The organism is Thalassoroseus pseudoceratinae (genome assembly GCF_011634775.1).
In the GTDB taxonomy this organism is placed as follows: Bacteria; Planctomycetota; Planctomycetia; order Planctomycetales; family Planctomycetaceae; genus Thalassoroseus; species Thalassoroseus pseudoceratinae.
In genome coordinates, this window is sequence record NZ_JAALXT010000008.1 from 1 (window position 1) to 17,693 (window position 17,693).

At 55.2% G+C, this 17,693-nt stretch carries 8 protein-coding genes; 4 read left to right on the forward strand and 4 right to left on the reverse strand.

The window, feature by feature from the left end; genetic code table 11:
* A partial coding sequence (locus tag G6R38_RS24435) for a choice-of-anchor M domain-containing protein (protein ID WP_166831426.1) occupies positions 1-5,088 on the reverse strand: 5,088 nt, incomplete at its 3' end.
* Between the two features lie 507 nt (positions 5,089-5,595).
* Between G6R38_RS24435 and G6R38_RS24440 the strand changes: the two genes are divergently transcribed.
* The 3 genes from G6R38_RS24440 to G6R38_RS24450 all read left to right on the forward strand — a co-directional run bounded on the left by G6R38_RS24440 (position 5,596) and on the right by G6R38_RS24450 (position 11,338).
* Entirely contained in the window at positions 5,596-6,915 is a 1,320-nt protein-coding gene (locus tag G6R38_RS24440) for an endonuclease domain-containing protein (protein WP_166831427.1), read from the forward strand.
* Positions 6,916-6,932: 17 nt separating this feature from the next.
* On the forward strand, positions 6,933-7,958 hold the full coding sequence (locus tag G6R38_RS24445; RefSeq protein WP_166831428.1) for a hypothetical protein: 1,026 nt from the start codon (positions 6,933-6,935) through the stop codon (positions 7,956-7,958).
* Positions 7,959-8,092: 134 nt separating this feature from the next.
* Positions 8,093-11,338 (forward strand): helicase HerA-like domain-containing protein, encoded by a 3,246-nt coding sequence (locus tag G6R38_RS24450; protein WP_206028712.1) that lies wholly within the window; start codon positions 8,093-8,095, stop codon positions 11,336-11,338.
* A 118-nt stretch (positions 11,339-11,456) separates the two neighbouring features.
* On the opposite strand, the gene G6R38_RS24455 is transcribed toward G6R38_RS24450, so the two are convergent.
* Positions 11,457-11,603 carry a hypothetical protein gene (locus G6R38_RS24455; protein WP_166831430.1) on the reverse strand — a complete coding sequence of 49 codons (147 nt, stop codon included), beginning with the start codon at positions 11,601-11,603 and terminating at the stop codon, positions 11,457-11,459.
* A 113-nt stretch (positions 11,604-11,716) separates the two neighbouring features.
* Between G6R38_RS24455 and G6R38_RS24460 the strand changes: the two genes are divergently transcribed.
* Entirely contained in the window at positions 11,717-13,294 is a 1,578-nt protein-coding gene (locus G6R38_RS24460) for a sulfatase family protein (protein ID WP_206028713.1), read from the forward strand.
* 132 nt (positions 13,295-13,426) lie between these two features.
* Here G6R38_RS24460 and G6R38_RS24465 read toward each other — a convergent pair whose 3' ends face one another.
* Together G6R38_RS24465 and G6R38_RS24470 are read right to left on the reverse strand one after the other, a co-directional pair.
* Positions 13,427-16,594 carry a hypothetical protein gene (locus G6R38_RS24465; protein ID WP_166831431.1) on the reverse strand — a complete coding sequence of 1,056 codons (3,168 nt, stop codon included), beginning with the start codon at positions 16,592-16,594 and terminating at the stop codon, positions 13,427-13,429.
* Positions 16,595-16,597: 3 nt separating this feature from the next.
* Positions 16,598-17,647, reverse strand: a complete 1,050-nt coding sequence (locus G6R38_RS24470) for a KpsF/GutQ family sugar-phosphate isomerase (RefSeq protein WP_166831432.1) — start codon at positions 17,645-17,647, stop codon at positions 16,598-16,600.
* Positions 17,648-17,693 lie beyond the last annotated feature (46 nt).

A 17,693-nucleotide genomic window follows, 5' to 3' on the forward strand; every position in this document is an offset into this window, starting at 1 on the left:
GTAGGTGACGATGCCGCTCTCGGTGTAGCGGTCGACGCCTTCGTCAAAAGTGCCGTTGTCATTGAGGTCGAGGAATCCGCTGGCGAACACATCGATCTCATAGATACCCGGCTGAGTGAACGCCCAATTCAAGTGGTCGTGACTGCCAGCTTGAAGGTAGAAGGTGTCTTCGTCACTGACACCATCGCTGGTTGCGATCCACACGGTCGGCTCGTCCACACGGGATGTATATAGACTAAACTGGCCGTTCGCTGGGCCTCGCATATCGACGAACTGTAGTTCGATCCAAGGAGCTGTGGCATTCACTCGCGGATCGTCGTTGGTGTAGCTGGCGAACGTCCCCGTCGCAATGCCCGAACTGCCAAGCCCCAGGTTCGGGATCGTCGGAGGCACACTCGATTGGGGCAAGACGTAAATGTCTGCTCCCGCCTCGACACCCAGGAAGGCAAACGCCGGATCGGACGGAGCAGTCACCTGACTATCCGGGCCAGCGACGATGAGCACCTCATCGGCTTCAAACGGACCATTCAAGGCATCGGGATTGATGTCGAGATCCCATAGACCGTACTCGAAATCGATGCGGATATCGCCGTGACCTTCGGTGTAGAAGTTCGTGATCTGGCGAACCTGTTGACGCTGAATCGAGAAGACCTCACCACCAACGAAGTCTTCGAGTAGTGGGTTGCCTTCTGCATCTTCGATCGTGGCCGTTTGGGCAACTTGCAGCCCAATCGTGCCACTTCCGGTCCCCGTCGATACCGTTACGAGGTACTCTTGGCCCGATCCGCTGACACCAGTGACAATCGCTCCGGTCACCCCGTCCAGCGTGAGGGCAAAGTTGTCCGTATCAACACCAGTCACCGCCTCACTGAAGGTCACCAGGAACGTTACCTCACCAACCGCGGTGGGGTTCTCCATGGAAGCACGCTCGATCGCTTGCACGACGGGAGCGGACCCGTTGACCAGCACGTCCGAGAAATCGACCGCCGGGAGCGTCAGATCAATGGGGTCACCAAACGGACCGACGATCGAACCGTCGTTGAGATCGACGGTGTTCGCGGCCAACTCAATACCGTTATCGTCCGTGTCCGTCGGCACTACCGTGTAGCGGAACAGCAATTCTGTCGTGCCGCTGCCGGATCGATAGGTTGCCACGACAGTTTGATCACCAACTTGCAGCGAGATACTGGGTGTGCCCGTGACGGTCACAGGAAAACCGAAGTGGACTGAGACATCCAAGTTCTGGCCAGCGGGGTAAGTCCGAGCGGCGGGTGGGCGAATCGTGGTGGCGAACTCATCAAATCGGTTCTGAACCACAGCGACCTCACCGCGGGCGAATGCGGCAATAACCGGGTCGGGGTCACCGTCGCCGTCCAGGTCGGCAGTGGCGATGCCATTGACTTGCCCCAACTCACGGGTGATTTCCAGCGGTTCGGTAAAAGTGCCATCGCCGAGATTTTGAAGCCAGACAACAGGGTCACCATACGACCCGATCAGGACGTCTTGGTCTCCATCTTGGTCAAAGTCCGCAGATGTCGCCGCATATGGTGTTTCTACGTTTGGCAACAAGGTCATTGGACCGATTGATCCATCCGGCTGAACGGCATGGAAACCGACATCCAGAGAATTTAGACCAACGACCAAGAGATCGGCAATTCCATCGGCGTTGAGGTCCTCAGCCGCATACACCGCAGTCCCTTCCGCGGAGGCGACCATTTGCTTCGGTCCAAACGTGCCATCACCGCCGTTGACGAAGAATGCGATTTGATCCGCTCCCAACTCGCCCGTGATAACCTCGGGATGACCATCACCATTTAAGTCACGGACGACAAATCCTGCGATTGTGTCCAAATCGGTGGCGATGACATTGCGTGAGCCGATAACGCCATCTCCCTCGTTGGCGTACCAGAAAATATCCGCACCACCATCCGGTGCCACGACCACATCGGTCAGCCCGTCGCCGTTGAGATCCGCTCCTAGGATGAACGGCCCATACACGTCCGAATCAATAGATTGAGCGGGGCCGAAGCTGTCGCCCAAATTTTCGTGCCAAACCAAGTCACCTAGGTAGCCCCCCACAATGACGTCTTGATCTCCATCCCCATCCAGATCAATCGGGTGAGCCTCCCAAGTGTAGAAAGTTTCATCAGAGACGATCCGTTCCGAGCCGAATGTTCCGTCGCCGAGGTTTTCGAACCAAACGACTTTGTCAGCCAAGAGCGATGCCGCCAGAATATCGGTGTCACCGTCGCCATCAATGTCGGCCACCTTCGGTGCAAAGACGTAACCCAAATCGGTGCCAATCACATCTGGCAATCCAAATGGGACAACATTCGGCGAAGGCGATTCCGCTGCGACATTCAGAACCGCTGCGGGAGACGGTCCATAGGCAACCGATCCGTCAGGTTTCAGGATCGAGACGCGATATTCGGCACCGTCGTCGGCTAGAGTGGCTGCGAACGAGAGCGTGCTGCCCGTCTCACCGGCAACGGGAGTGAATGACGACTCACCCGCGGCCTTCCGTTCCCAGAGATGGGTCGTGAGAATTGTTGCCCCGTTGGCTGGTAACTCGCGGGTTAGAGTGACGGTTTCGCCGGCCACGACCGACAATTCACCGGCAACAGTTAGTTGCTGTAGCGGCGCCGCGCCATGGTCATCGATTTCAATCGTCACCGGACCGGCGATGATCGGATCGAACTGCGAATCCGCGAACGTCAGAGTCGCCCGTACCTCAAGCCCGCTCAATGCTTGTTCCGCAGTAAGCTGATAGTTTAAGCCTTCGGCACCGGGAAGCATCTGCCACTCCATCCCAGGCCAACGCCACTCCCAACTGATCGTGTCGCCCTCGACCAATTCGGGATCAGCGAACAAATCGAGTTCAATTGTTGCTCCTTGGTGGAAGTGATCGGGAAGTGCGCTGAACAAGAAGAGCTGAGATGATGCATCATCAATGACGGTCAGGTAGGGATAGGCTCCACCGATCAAAGCCGTGTTGCCACTGTCGTAGGCGACTCTAGCTTGGATGAACAGTCGCTCGCCATCGAGGTCAGCCGTGAGCGGCATCTCAAAGGTGCGGCCTTCTTCGCCTTGGGCGACTTTCCACGGGTTTTGATCGTCGTCGTACAACGCCCACGAGTAAATCACTTTGTCGCCAAGATCAGGGTCGACCGTGATCGAGGCACTGAATGTCTGACCCGCGCGATATACGGGCTGCAACCCTTCAAAGAAGAATTCGACACGCGAAACGTCGACTTCAGGCATCTCAGATTGGGCCACGATGAGACCATCTCGAATCACCTGAAGAGCCAGCGGATAGACGTTGTTGCTTGGTGGTTCAAAGGCAAACGTGCGTTCGCTGAGCTGGTGGTAGCCGCGAGCCTGTAGCCAAAGGTTGGCGTGATCGAGTTCCGGATTGAGTACAATGCGAAGGCTCTCGCCGTCAGCCAACTCCCGTCCGGTCGCAACCAATGTCGCCGTATCACCGATGCGGAACGGAGTTGGTCCATTGTATGTGAGCGACAACGGCTCAACCGCATTGGCCACGGTGATCGGACCAAACCAATTGGTCGTGGCGATCGCCTGATCGTCTTGCATGACGGATGCGACCAACTCGTATCCGTTGTAGGATGCGTCCAATTGCAGATCGAGACGGCCAGCTTGAGCCTCCGGAGTGTCGGTCTCGGGAACACGTCGGCTGAGCACCGAACCGGTGAAGTCAGTCCCAACCGGCCGGATTCGCCACTGGATCTCCTGCCCTTCTCCCAGTGTCACTCCGGAGACACGGGCCTGCATGATATCCCCAGGCTGGTACGACGCAGCGATTCCAGAAATGGCGAACGGTTGGGTTGTGTCGTCGTCCTGAATTGTCACCGTTGCCGAAGTGACCTCTCCCAACAAACCGTTGGCGTCGTTCTCCTGCTGCTGTAGATACGCGTCGATGTCAGCTGGCGAAGGTTCGGACAACTCAATCGTGAACGTTTCGTCGAATTCCTGTTCCGTATCACTCAGGATGGGAACCGTGATCGTCTTGCGAGTCTCACCATCCAGAAACACGAGTGTTCCGTCGGTCGATGTGTAGTCCTCGGAGTCTGCCGTGCCGTCACTAGTGGAGTAGTCGACGCTGAGTTGTCCGTCGCTGCCGCCGGTGCGAACCACATCAATCGACGCCGTTCCCGCTTCCTCGTCCACCGCATAGCTGGATTGTTCCAACTGCAGTTGCCCGACGCTTTGGACCGAGAAGTAAATTGTGATATCGTCGCTTTCACTATACCCCTCGGCATTTGGCGTTGCGGTGTTCGCCGCACCATCGTCGCCGAAATAAGCCGACAGTTTCACGTCAACCTCGTAGCGACCAGGCTGCGTGAACCCGAAGTTATAGTGCGCATGCCCCCCGGCGATGACCCAAACTGCGTCATCAGCCGAGATGCCATCGGTTGTATCGAGGCCATTGGAATTCGGATTGGCGACGCCGTCGTCGTAAGAACTCAGAAAGACGTTTGATCCACCGAACGTGTCGGTTTGCCACATCGAGAATTCACCGTCACCGGGTGTGCCATCGGGTGTCGTATGTCGCACATCCGTCAAAGTGACCTTGGCATAGGCTGCACTGCCTGTTATTCGCCCTTTTGACTCCACCGATGCATCGTAGCGATCGACAGTCCCATTAAGACCATAGCCCGCGAAACCAACGAATAACGCATCTGGATTGTGGTTCTGCGGTAGTAGATAAAAACTCTCGCCGGAACCGACGCCAACGAAGTCAAACTCAGAACTCGATGGCCGCTGAGAAACGGACGGCGAACCAGCGTAAAGCACAACTTCGTCATTGGCATATTGAACGGCCTGAGACTCGCCAGAGGCTTGCAGACCAAGCGACCACTCAGAACTCGAGTGCTGAACATCAATGTCCACATGCTCTGTGGTGAGATATTCGACAAGTGCTGAAGTCAGAAGCGTCCTAGACTCCAAGGCCTCGATGGCTGAACGATACTCACCGCGACGTCGATCTCGACCTTTCAGTCGACTCGATCGGCGAGACAGTGGAGTGCTCCGCAGATCACGAAGGAAGTTCTGGAAACCGTTCAGCATTATCGGGCCCTTCATTTTGTTAGTCAGTGCAAAATAGGTGTTCAAAACAGCAAAACCGTCCTGCAGACGGCGTAGGTATGCTTACTGGTAGATTGCGGTCTCGTGGCATCCTGCCCCTGGTCAAACGATTTGCAGGACGTGGACCAAAGGCGTTAGGTCCTTCCGTCAGTCTGCCTAGGACTCAGGGGGACAGTCAGATTTCCATGCGTGTGGTGTCTGCAACATGTCGAAAGTCAGAGCCTCGACGTTCCCACGCAAAGACATTTTTTCAGCGAGATCAGCCTCTCGGTTGGCCGCCCACATATCGCAATCAAGAAACTAATGCAACCATTTCGTATATAAATGCTATTTACACATGCACAATTTGTGCAAACACAACATTAGGTATTTTCGTGTTACCAGTCAAGCAATTGACGAAGAATCGTCGGTCAGCAACTTCGAACGTTGTGCACCAGTCACGCTGGTATCACTTGACTTACACTGGTGTAAGTATTTTCATGTCTAGTTATGGGCGTGTCACTGTTGCAAACTCAGGAATTGGATCGCCGAAGTCGTCGGCCAACGATCTCCGTCTTATGTGGTCCAACGGCCGCATGCTTGGGCGAATGGAAGCGTTGGTGTCGTGAGAATCAGCGGACATGCGTGGCGACTCACAGCGTGACACCCGACCAATGGCTTCCCGACTACGTATCGGCGTTCCTCCAGGAATGCGATCCGTGGCAAGTCACGGAGCAATACCTGGCAGAGCGACTCTCGCAAAAAATTGGGCCGGGCGATTTATCTAAGAAGTCCGTGCATGAAATCCAACTCCTTTGCGAATCGGCGGCGTTGGACGACTCCGGCAGCGACCGTTTGTGTCAGGAGTTGCTGCTTGCACGGTGCCAAGCCCGACCCGTTACGGTAGCCGATGTGTGCGAATGGTGTGGTCATCCGGAGATTCTTGGCGAGGAGCCGGTTGACGTTCTCAGTGCGATTGTCGATTACCTGCCACCGGGTACGAGTCCGGCGATGATAATTTCGCCACCGAGCGACTCCGATTCGGCAAACTCATCGCAAGTGGAGTTCATTAAGTCGGCCGCGTCGCAACTCGCCCATGTGACCGCTCAAGTCCCAAGTTTCACGGTGGGACTGAATGTGCCCCCCGACGCTTTTCAACGGTATTTGCACGAGACTCCAGAGTGCTTCTCGAAAGCCGTGCTACGGGAATCCGTCGTTCCCATCCGCAATGTATCCGCTGAAGAAGTCGCGGACCTACTCAGACAACGAATCGGCGACCGCGTGACTCGCCATCGATCTGCGATTGATCGACTCACCCAACGGGGAGCATCCCGCGAGCTTGTCGAACGTTTCATCGATGCCGTCATCGAACAGGAAACCGCCCGGCAATCGCCGTCGCCCACGTGCGATGATCACGCGAAGTCTGCATCACCCACTCAACCGTTATCATTCGTAGACACCATCGAGGAATCGGAACAAGGTGGGGCACGAAGTGCAGCAGAGATGTTTTTGTTTAGTATATTCGAAGAAACACTAGATCTGGCGGGTCTGTTCGAACTGAATGGTCGACTCGGTTTCCCATTTGGAAACCAACCCGCTGAAGTCGATTTGGTGTGTTCTTCGAAAAGAATCGCGGTGGAAATCGACGGCTATCATCACTTCACGAACTCGGCGGCTTATCGACGAGACCGTCGCAAAGACGTCTTGCTTCAACAGCACGGATATTTCGTATTGCGATTTCTGGCGGACGATGTGGTGACGGAGTTGGAGACAATCATCGAAACCGTTCGATCCGCAATTCACTGGCGAAACGAATCCCCCAAAACCTGACAAGGAAATCCCAACGCATGAGCACCCCCTCGGCTCAACCACTCGATGTTCTAGGCCAAATGATCTTAGTCCGTCTGCTGGATTCCGGAAAAAACCCGCCGCCACGTTCTAAGATCGAAAGCGATCTAAAACTACTCGTCGCACTCTCAGCAAGCAAATCCGAATGGCAGGTACGACTCGCCGCCACGCTGAATACACTCCAAGAGAACGACTTGATCAATGTCAAACCCTACCGGTTAACCGATGCAGGCCGACAGCACGCACTAGCGTTCTTAAATATCGATTCAGTCTCCAAAGTCAATTGGCCGACCTTGCGAGACCGCTACCTCATCGCCGCTGCTTTAGGAATCTCTTCGGCCGACAAACAAGCCTTCCGTGATGTTGGTACATCCAACGGATTGCGTCCGGCGGTGTTGGTCAAGCATTTCAACTTGCCGGGTTCGGCAGTGCCATCGAAAGCGCGGGTGACGCATTTACTCGCTTGGCAGCAACTGCGATCGGCCCATGAAATCGAAATTCCGACGACGAAAGACATTAGCCATAAGAACATTCTTTTTGCCACACTGCTAGCCGGGCAAAAGGGTGACGACCCCGTCAAACTGCTTGCAGCGCAAGTCACCAAGGCGGAGAGCAATTCGATCAAACATTTGCGGGAAGCGGTCATCCGGGATTGGTTGGCGGACAAAGCACCAGTCGCGATGCCAACGCCCAGCAATCCAAAATCCGCAGACTCGGACAGTCACACGCCTAATCTCACCGAGTTCGCGGACCGCGTGCGAACGATTGCCAAGAATTCAGCGACCGGCCGGTTCGGTGACAACAAAGTCTTTCTCTCGCACGTGTGGAATCAATATCGCGGCGACGGTGGCGGTAACGGCATGACACGATCGGATTTCGATCAACTGCTCGTTGATGCCAATCGCAAAAACCTATTGACGCTCAGCCGAGCGGACTTGATCAGCGCTATGGATCCTCAAGATGTGCAAAGCTCTGAAATTCGTTTGGCGAATTCGACATTCCATTTTCTCCGTACCGATCGCTAGTGCGAAGTTCATCCGAATTTGGTAGTCGCAAAATCGACGACTAGCATGCGGACTAAGTTCGGAAATCAGTCAATTCCTAGTGGTTGCACCGCTAGACACTCGCTTGGATTCACTTGCCCCACAAGGTCTACTTTATGTCAGTTTCTTCCTATTCTGTTCCCGTCAAGAGGAAGCCATCACCCACTGATGAGGAACGTCGGGCGACAGTGTTTTGTTCCGCTAGCGGTCCCGTCATCTTTCGAGCGGTCGCCCACCCAACGGAAGTCTGGACGCCGGACCCGTTTGATGTCGAATCCATCCACGAACCTGCTCGCGATGTCTTCGTTCGACTGCTCGATCGAGCCACATCAGCTGACGAAACGAATAAAGTCGGCCGTATCCTATTGCTCAAAGGCGAATCCGGCAGTGGAAAAACGCACCTCATGCGGGCTTTCCGTACGCACACGCATCGTCGCGGTCTAGGGTACTTTGGCTACATGCAGATGACCTCTGCCAGCAACAATTACAGTCGGTATATGTTGCACAAGCTCGTCGATTCGCTCGACAAACCCTATTACCGGGCCGTTGATGCGCCGGATGAAACAACCGGTCTGTTGCGACTCGCCGAAGCAGTGACGGAATCGCCGTGCATTCCGCCGTCCGATTTAGAACTGCTCCGCCAGAACAGTCTCAATCAACGCAAGCGGAACGAGTTGATCGAAGACTTGGCGGACGAATTGCTAGGCGACCCACGATTCGCCGGTGACGAGAAACTACAAGACTTGTTACGGGCGATGTTCTTATTGCAATGCGGCCATGCCGGCGTGCGGGCCCGAGTCATGAAATACTTGCGAGGCGAAACACTCGGGGCCAGCGATCAAGAACGGCTAGCCGGTATTTCGCCACTCGACCCCGAAGCCGGTCCGCAAGAGATGCTCCAACGCTTAGGCCGTTTGATGTGGGCAGCACATGGGATGAGTCTAGTGTTGTGCGTCGATCAACTCGAAGACATGTACCGTGCCGACCAGTCCGCCGAAGCCGCCAACCGATTCCGTCGAGCGATGCAAGGACTAATTTCCATCGCCGCAGAGGTACCAACGTCAATCATGGTCGTCGCGTGCTTGGAAGACTATTACACGCAGCTCCGAAATTTGCTTGATAGTTCCTACCAGGACCGGATCGAGAGTGACCCGTCACCTGTTACGTTGGTAGCCAAGCGAAGTTCTGAAGAGATTTCTCAACTTGTCGGTGCACACCTCAATCATTTATATGACGAGACGGAGACATCATTCGATGAATCCGCCCCAACATCACCGATACCTCAAGTCTGCTTAGATCAGCAGGTCGGCCAACGGACACGCTCGGTCCTAGAGTGGTGCCGTTCTTATCGCAATTCATGTATTGCGGCAGGACGGATCTTAGAGGAATGCCATCCGGATTCTCCCGGTCATGATGACGGAGAGGACACACTCTTCGATTTAGAGCAGGAATGGAACGATTTTCTGGCTCAAGAACAACCCAGTCCGCCGGATGATGAGGCTGAGTTGGCGACTTTGTTGGAAAGCACGGTGCATTACTACGAGGACGAATTGCCGGAGAGTCATCGATTTGATAGTTATTCGCGGGGTCAGATTCTTGGCATTGTCTGGGCGCGAAATGACAAGCCCGCTCAACGGTTGCAGGTCGGCATTTGCAACAAAGCTCCGCAAGGCGGATGGTTGGGACGGCAGGTGAAGGAAGTCAGCCGAGCCGCACAGGATCAGGAACCTGAAGCCATTCCCGTCATCGTGCGATCCACCAATTTTCCCAAAAGTCCAACCTCGCAAATCTCAAAGCAGTTGGGCCAATTGGTTGCCAAAGGCGGTCGTCGCGTGGTCGTGCAAGACACCGACTGGCGAACGATGCTCGCGATGCAATCGTTCCGGAAACAGCATCACGCCGATCCACAGTTCTCAACATGGCTCGCCGAGACCAAGCCGCTCAGCCAACTCAAGAGTATTCGAGACATCTTCGGCATCGACGGCAGTTTTTCCTTCGACGAACCGGAATCCGAAGCGGACAACACCGTCGAAGCAGCCGAGTCCGTGCCTGAATCATCGAATGAACATGCTGAAGGGAATGGTCAAGTCGAGTCGGCGAAATTGACTCTGCCCACTCAACAGACGGGTACAGAACTGGCCATCGGTCAGATTCGGGCTCGCAATGCCGAGGCGATCACATTGAAACCGAACGCCCTCAAGCGGCATGCGGCGTTTCTTGGTGGCACGGGAAGCGGAAAGACAACGGCGGCCCTCAACCTGATCGAACAACTCCTATTGCAGGGTGTGCCGGCATTGCTTGTTGACCGCAAAGGTGATTTGGCTCGCTATGCCACTGAAGACGTTTGGAACAAACCACCGTCCGACCCCGCTCTCGCGGAACGATTGCAAAGGCTCAAGGAATCGGTCAACGTCACGGTTTACACGCCTGGTCGCATTGATGGTCGACCAATCACACTGACTGTCGTCCCCGAGCACATGCAAGACATGAACGCTGCCGACCGTCAACAAACCGCCCTGCAGGCCGCCCATTCACTAGCTGCGATGCTAGGCTACGGCACCACAGGAGCCAACGGCTCACGGACTGCAATCCTAGTCAAAGCGATCGAACTCTTAGCCCAAGAAGACGGTCGCGTCACACTGCAATCTCTCATCCACTATCTCGACGAATCCGATCCGGGCCTAGTCAATGCAATTGGTGTTCTCAAACCGAAACTGTTCGACAAACTTGTCGAAGATTTGCAAACACTGAAGATCAATCGTTCCAATCTATTCCCCGACCAAGGCGATCCGTTAGACGGGGATGCTTTATTCGGAAGTAATTCGCACCATCGACCCGGTAAAACACAACTAAGTGTCATTAGCACGAAGTTTCTAGGCAGTGATGCGGAAGTGCAGTTTTGGGTCTCGCAATTGCTGATGGAGCTCAGCCGCTGGATGAGCAAAACACCTTCGGATGATCTGCAAGCGGTTGTACTATTCGATGAAGCTGACTTGTACCTTCCGGCGACTAGCAAACCGGTGACTAAAGAACCGATGGAAGGCTTGCTCAAACGAGCACGGTCGGCTGGTGTGGGTCTGATGCTAGCCACTCAAAGCCCCGGTGACTTCGACTATAAATGCCGCGAAAACATCAACACATGGTTCGTTGGTAAAATCAAAGAAGATACGGCCATCAAGAAAATGAAACCGATGCTGAGCGACTGCCAATTAGATGTTTCCGACAAGCTGACTTCGCAAGAGATCGGACAGTTCTTCATTGTCCGAGATGGTCACGTCACACCCGTGCAAAGCCTTCGCTCGGCTGTCGAAACGGAACAACTCCCCGAAGACGAAATTCTGCAATTGGCAAGACAGCACTGATAGTCATCCATCGTCTTTTGTCCCGAGTTGCATTCGCCGCGTCTCTCGAACTCGAAATGTTTTTAGACTGACCAAGCGAATGCGCCCTTGTGAGAAGGCATAGATTCTGTTGTTCCGCTCAGATTCCGTCGGTCAACACCCTCGCGTGTTCCATGCTGGCCGAGTTGTTCAAGAAGATCTCAGGAAGTGTCGCTGCTGTTGCAGCCCGCTTCCAATGCCAAGCCGATTTGGAAGATTGTCCCCGCTGCTTCGTTTTCCGTTCCATTGACTTTTCCTTCCCGATCATGCCGTGGAAGTTGAACTCAGACGGCGATCACCGGATACTCGATTCTCCACATCCCACGTCATTCGAAACGTCGCTCGATTGGAGATCGGCCCATGCAATCTTGGAAACAATACGCACGCAGAGAACGTACACCACGAGTACTACACCGAGTAACGCCCCTCACTCTCATCGCCCTGACATCGATTCTGGCAATATGTTCACCAAAGACCGCGCTGTCCGCTGAAAAGCGAAGTGCACCGAATATCGTTATCATTTTGGCTGACGATATGGGCTATGGTGATGTTCATGCGTTGAATTCAAAATCGAAGATTCCCACGCCGAACCTCGACCGTTTAGCAAATGAAGGCATGACCTTCACCGATGCCCATTCCCCGTCGGCCGTTTGTACGCCGACACGGTATGCATTGCTCACCGGACGGTACTGCTGGCGGACGGAACTCAAACGAGGTGTACTCGGTGGCTACAGTCCGCCGTTGTTGGAATCGGGTCGAAAAACCATCGCGAACATGCTCAGCAAGCAGGGATACCATACGGGCGCGGTCGGGAAATGGCATCTTGGAATGGCCTTGCCGATGAAACCGGGCAAAGCGGTCAAGAGTTCGCAATGGAACGGCGATCCCGGTATTGATTGGAGCGGCAAGATCACCGACAGCCCCATTCATCACGGCTTCGATCAGTACTTTGGCGTGAGTGCCTCGCTGGATATGGCACCGTACGTTTACATCCGCGACGATCACTTCGATTCACCACCAACGATCCAACAACCAGCCGTTAAGTTTCCGCATTTCGTCCGCAAGGGACCGCGATCGGAAGACTTCGTGATTGATCAAGTCCTCGACCGGCTGACAAAAGAATCGGTCGACTACATCACCACCGCTGCAAAGAAAGATGAGCCGTTCTTCCTGTACTTCCCGTTGACCGCTCCCCACAAACCGACGCAACCCCACGAACGCTTTCGCGGCAAAACGCAACTCAACGAGTATGGCGATTTCGTGGCCCAAGTCGATTGGACGGTAGGCGAGGTGTTGAATGCTCTCGATCAATCCGGCGTGGCGGATGACACCGTCGTGTTTTACTCGTCAGACAACGGTTCCTACATGTACCGCTATGACGATCCCAACAAGAAAGACCACGTTGACGATGCGTCGATCCAGGGTTTTCGAGCGGAACATCACCGACCGAACGGACCGTTTCGCGGCACCAAAGCGGACATCTGGGAAGCCGGGCATCATGTGCCGTTATTCGCCCGATGGCCGGGCAAAATTAATGCGGGATCGAAATGCGACGAACCCGTTTGCCTGACGGACTTGTTCGCCACCGCTGCGGAAATCGTGGGAGCCGAACTCGATAACAGCATGGCCGAAGACAGCGTGTCGCTGTTGCCGATGCTGCATGGCAAGGAAACCCGACGTGCCGCCCCGGTGATTCACCATTCCGTCGCCGGGATGTTTGCGATTCGCGACGGCAAGTGGAAACTCGTCCTTGGTGATGGGTCCGGCGGACGTCAACAACCCAAGGGCAAACCGTTCGGCAAACCGTATCAGTTGTTCGATCTGTCCCAAGACATTGGCGAAGAAAACAACATCGCCGACGAACACCCCGAAATCGTCGAACGCCTTACGAAGACCGTCGAAACCATCCGCAACACCGGTCGCAGTGTCAAACGCTAGCCATGGTTGATTGGCCCATGCCCACCCTAAGCGGTGGGCATGCCACCCCGATGTTTTCGCCGTCGAAGGGTCTGAATGATCGCATTCGACCGTTGCAAAAACCGGCGTTGTCCCGACGTGACTTTGTTCGCGTTAGTTCACGAAATCGAAACCAGTTGCCCCGTCTGATTTGAGTTTCTTGAGTGTGTTGTTGGCGGGCACGAATTCCCAGCGTTGAGCATGGGCCGTACTTCGCGGTCCACCGACGCGTTCTTGACGCCAAATCGTGGCTTTGTGCGGGGCCTTCGAGTGGAGCACGTATTTCCCTTTGCGTTCGTCGAAGGTGATCGTGTCGGCTCGCCCTTGGAAGGTGCGGCCTTCGACAATCGCATTGCCCTGTGCTAACAACTCGACCCACGTCGTTTTCTTCTTGCCGTCCACGGGGGCGGCGTTCTTGTCTTCGCGTTGCGTGAACTGCAACCGATCACACTGCATCAGACCGGCATCGGTGGCAAGCCGATCGGGATCGACGGTTTGCGTGTAGCCTTTCACAGGGCCATACACTACCTGCACGCGGTCTTGGAACGTCTGGATTTTTTGATTGATGTTCCCGATCGTCGGGCCGTGAAAATCAATCTTCAAATAGTCCCAGCCATCCTCATTCTTGTCAGCCGCAGCGTTGGCTTGAACTTTGGCATTCGGCGCAAGAGCCGCTCGGTTTTCGTTGCCTCGTCGCCAAACCTTGATCCACCCTGGTCCCTCGGCGTGAGTATCACCAGTCGCCTGATTGAGCCGAAACTCCGAGAAAGACCCGCTCCGGACTTCTTTGATGATCTTGTCTTCGTACAGATAACTATCGAACTGCACGTTGTCTTTGCAGATGACAAGTTCGATGTTGGACGCTTCCTCCCGAGTCCCGTCTGCATTGCGGTTTTCTGATCCGGGTTGGCGACGGTCGGTGGAAAAATCGATCCGGTTGGTGAGGAAGACCTGCATTTCCGCACAATGGAGACTGCTGTCGCCCAGAACCGCGGCGACCCGACCATAGAAGTTGGCCTGTTTGCCATCGAACGTCATTTGCTCGTTCCAATGAATATCGAGCGGTTGTTCCTGTTCGAGTTTCTGCCCGTCGAGCGAACGCTTGACCGGCAACTGCAACAAACCTTTGCCCCGCACGGCCGACTGGTTGCTCGCTCGATCGAGAAAGATTTCTTTGCCTTCGATGAGCAATCCCTGATCCCGCACATGAGCTGGTCTACCGAAGATGGTCATGACCTGGTCGTTTTTGTCAGCGTCGGCATTAGGTCCATCCGGATCCCCACTCGGCGGATTGACAACGTGCAGATGGTCGCCGTCGATTGTGAGAGGTTTTTCAGGATCATCACGGAACTGCACGACCCGCACACTGTTTTGCGCGTGTGCTTCGGAGATGTGCGACTTCCGTCCCGATTGCCCCTGCAGAATCATCACCTTGAGCAGATCGGCCGTCAGGTGAATCGGGTTCTCGTCGTCAGATTGAGGTTGCGGTGCGGTGGTGTCGTCGGCTCGGAAGGCCACGTGCTGAATGACGGGCTCCGATTGAGCAAGCTTGACGAACTCCGCAGGATTCACAGGTTGTCGGCCATCCGGTTGATCCGGAACAACGGGGGGATTGGTTTGCACATTGAGTTGGGGAATCGGTTGGCCGGCGACCGGGAAGGGTTCGAAGAACGCTTCCAGACGTTTGGTTCGGCCTTCCAAATCAGGACTTACGATCGCGACGTTCTGCAAGGCCAATAATCGTTTCGGCTGCATCCGTTCGCTGGGGTTTTCGGTGGTTCCCGGTTGCGTTCCCGGACGCTGCGATTGCGGCTCCAACCACAGTCGCATCACATCAGACGCAAGACCAAACTGACGTTTCGGTTGGCGAACCTGAACTTCGCCGAGCAGTTCGATGATGTCCAATCCACCGGCCGGGTCCGGGTATTTGCGGAGTTCTTCCCGCCATTTGGCTGCGAATTCGACGTCGTTGGAATTCTTCTCGAGATTCGTCAGCCACCCCTGCCCACGACACCACACCCGATCGACTTCCCCACCTTCACGGTGAATGAGTTCGATCTCCGGGGCGTGCATTTCGCTTCGCCGTTGCAGCACGCGTACGGTATCGGCGGCGGCTAACTTCGCGGTTCGCAAGTCGATATCGTAATCCAGCCGATTCATGGTCGCAGTGAGCTGGTTGCGTTCGGACCGCAACACAACTTGCCGACCTTCCGCCTGCATCCGTTTGAATTTCAACTTGGAATTCAACCCGCGAAACCGATCGCTTTCCTCATCGGCTTCCACAACGATTTTCTCGTCTGTAGCTTCTTCGCCCGACTCGAAGAACAACGTCAGCCGATCGGATTCGAGCGAGTTGTATTCTTCCTCGGCGGTCGGTTGATAAACACGCACTTCCTCGCGGAACGTGGCGATATTCTGTTCTACATCGAACTCAAACGGTCCGGCGCTGCGAACCTTCACAATCGTGGGTTCCTTGGCCTTGTCGTTGTTCGATTCCCGATTCAAACCGGCGGGATTTGCGTCGCCGCGGAACTCCAGGTCCATCGACACGTTCCGCCGCAACAGCACTTGCCGAAACCCTTTGACGGCCAACTTCTCTTCCGCCTTGGCGACCGGATCTTCCACCAAGTGCACTTGCAGCCCATTGCCGTGCCCTTGGTGCGGACCGTACTGGAATTTCACTTGGCCATCGCACCAGATCTGCATCGCGTTTTCGGCGAAGAGGAAGTTCCGCCCGGTGACTTTCAATTCGTCCGGTCCGTGAATCGCGACGTCACCTTCCAGCGAACCGCCGATGACACGTCCCGGATCGGGGTCTTTGAAATCAAACTTCTTGGCAAATTTGACGTACGCCGACTGACTGACAACCGTGTAGGGTTGCTTATCAGGATCGGGATCTTTTGCCAGCCAAATCATGGCGAACGGCGTAAACCGCACGGCTTCGTCGTTGTCGAGAAGTTCGTAATCCTCGAAATAGATGAATGCCTGATCGGTCCGGATGACCGATTTCGCATTGGCAGCCCACGGTTGTGAGGCCAACCAACGCTCAGCCATTTTGATGCCCTGCATCGGTGGCGGAGCGGGTGGCAAACCGGTGAAGTCCTCGTTCTTGCCGATCGCGGGAGATTCGACGATCGGGTTGATGACCATCGAATACACCAGATAAAACCCGGTGAGAATCCCGGCGGTCAGTACCGTCAATGCAAACCGCCCCCACCCCGATTCGTTCGCAGACGGTCGGTTGGAGGAAGACGGTGTTCCCTGAGGCGGCATCGCAGTCACGGCTTACCCCGCATCCAGAAGCGATTGATTCGAAGCGTCCTCGTCGCGAGGCAGCAAACCAATGACGTCGGTAATATCGATCAAACCCACCGGCTTGTGATCCGAGTCGACTACCGGGAGTTCGCTGATTTTTCGTGTCGACAACAACTCCACTGCATCGGCCAATCGGGCTGACGGGCTGATCGTCAGCGGTGTTTTGGTCATCACGTCGCCGATGCGGGAATCGAGTTCCGCATCCATTCGGTTTTCGAGCAGCCGCGCCAAGTCACTGTCGGTATACAAACCGCTCAAACGCCCATTGGCATCGACGAGCATCACAGCACCGGTGCGTCGCCCGGTTTGCTCGACCCGCATGAAGACTTCGCGGACGGTTGTCTCTTCCGAAGCGATCCGCAATTCCGTGTCTTTCCGCATGACGTCACTCACGTGAGCCAACTTCCGCCCCAAGCTTCCACCGGGATGATAGACGGCGAATTCTTGCGGCGAGAAATTCTTGAGTTGGGCAATCACGAGCGCAAGTGCGTCTCCAATGGCGAGCATGATGGTCGTGCTGGTCGATGGAGCCAAGCCGTGCGGGCCAACTTCCTCAATCTTTCCGAGCGGAATCGTGACCGTTGATCCTCGCCCGAGTGTGCTCGACTTCTTCGCTGTGACCGCGATGATCGGGACTTTCATTCGCCCGATCGTGGGCAGCAGTCGATTGACTTCCTCGGTCTCACCGCTGTTCGAGAGAGCGAGCAACACGTCATTCGTGTGCAAACAGCCCAAATCCCCGTGCACCGCCTCGGCGGGATGCATAAAGTGGGATCGCGTGCCCGTCGACGAGAGTGTCGCAACGATTTTTTGCCCAATCAACCCAGCTTTCCCGATGCCGGTGACGATGACGGAGCCTTCGCACTCCACGATCAACCGAACCGCTTCGCAAAAAGAGGCATCGAGTCGTTGTGACAACGCCAACAGCGCATCGGCCTCATCCCGGAGAATGGCACGGGCTTCGCGAAGTTGTTCGAACGGGGTTAATGGACCATCAGACCAAGCGGCCGCGGAGTTCATGGGCGTCATCCTTGACGAAAGAACACCTAGCGGAAAGGGAATCTCG